1 protein-coding gene and 1 pseudogene are annotated in these 1,372 nt (G+C 73.0%); both read right to left on the bottom strand.

Annotated features, from left to right (window positions below; genetic code table 11):
• Positions 1–195, bottom strand: a pseudogene (locus tag HPY23_RS16235) (hypothetical protein); the annotation flags it as partial.
• Between the two features lie 38 nt (positions 196–233).
• Positions 234–1,372: AAA family ATPase (locus tag HPY23_RS33130; RefSeq protein WP_236017680.1), on the bottom strand; the 1,139-nt coding region annotated here is incomplete at its 5' end.

The raw sequence follows: 1,372 nt of genomic DNA, 5'->3' as shown, positions 1-1,372 counted from the left end.
GCGCTGGGGCGAGCCGGTGGCCGGCCGGCCCCACTCGCCCCGGCCGGCGACGGCGAGAAGCAGGCCCGCCGCCACCACGGCGCCGGCCTGCGGCAGGGCGAGCCAGGCCAGCCGGTAGCCGGCCTCGCCGTACCAGAGCCGGCCATGCGCGGCGGCGAGCGACCGCCTGCGTCCCGATCCCGTCCGGTCCGACATTCGATCCGGGCTTCGATCCGAGATTCCATCCATGGGTGTCAGGCCGCGGCACCGAGGGCGCGCTCGACGTCGGCGAGCTCGAACTGGCCGTGATCGCCGAGCGGGTCGGCGGCGAGCCGCAGCGCCTGGGCCTCGCGCAACCTTTCGAGCAGGGTCCGCATCTCGCGGGCATTGGCCCAGTCGTGGCGGCGGGCGCGGGCCTCGATCCACGGGATCAGCAGCGTCTCGAAGCGCGGCGGCAGCCGGAAGGACTGGCGCGACGCCATCAGGCGCAGGATCTCGACGAGGTCGTAGGGGTCGTAAGGCGGGAATTCGACGGTGCGGGTGAAGCGGCCGGCCAGCCCCGGATTGGTGTCGATGAACCGGGCCATGTCGTCGGTATAGCCGGCGACGATCACGACGATCCGGTCGCGGTTGTCCTCCATGAACTTCAGCAGCGTGTCGATCGCCTCCTTGCCGAAGTCGTTGGCCCCGCCGCCGGCGAGCGTGTAGGCCTCGTCGATGAACAGGATGCCGTCGAGCGCCTCCTTGCAGCGCTCGAGCGTCCGCGCCGCGGTCTGGCCGACATAGCCCGCCACCAGCCCGGCCCGGTCGACCTCGACGACGTGGCCCTTGCGCAGCACCCCGAGCGTCCGGAAGATGTCGCCCATGATCCGGGCGACCTCGGTCTTGCCGACGCCGGGGGGGCCGGTGAACACCATGTGCTGGCTCACCGCGCCGACCTCGACGCCCTCGGCGCGCCGCTTGGCGTCGACCATCACCCGCGCCACCACGGTCTTCACCTGCTGCTTGACCGGGGCGAGGCCGATCATCGCGTCGAGGCGGGCGATGACCTTGCGGGCCTCGTCGAGGTCGATGGCGCCGCCGGTCGGCCGGCCGAGCGCCGCGGCGATGTCGGAGGGCTCGATGCGGCCGATGTCGCCGCCCGGCTGCGCGGCGAGCCGCAGGGCTTGCGCCTGGCGGGCCTTCTCCAGGACGGTGCGCATCTCGCGGGCATTGGCCCAGTCCTCGGCGCGGGAGCGGGCGGCGACGTAAGACGCCAGATCGCGCTCGAACCCGTCGGGCAGGACGAAGCCCTGGGCCTTCGCCATGCGCCGGAGGATCTCGGCGAGGTCGGGCGCGCCGTAGGGCGGGAACTCGATCGTCTTGGTGAAGCGGCTGGCGAGGCCCGGATTGG

Origin of the sequence: Methylobacterium ajmalii (assembly GCF_016613415.1) — a bacterium.
Lineage (GTDB): Bacteria > Pseudomonadota > Alphaproteobacteria > Rhizobiales > Beijerinckiaceae > Methylobacterium > Methylobacterium ajmalii.
The sequence above is the reverse complement of the archived record's forward strand: the minus strand, read 5'-3'. Positions and strand labels throughout refer to the sequence as shown.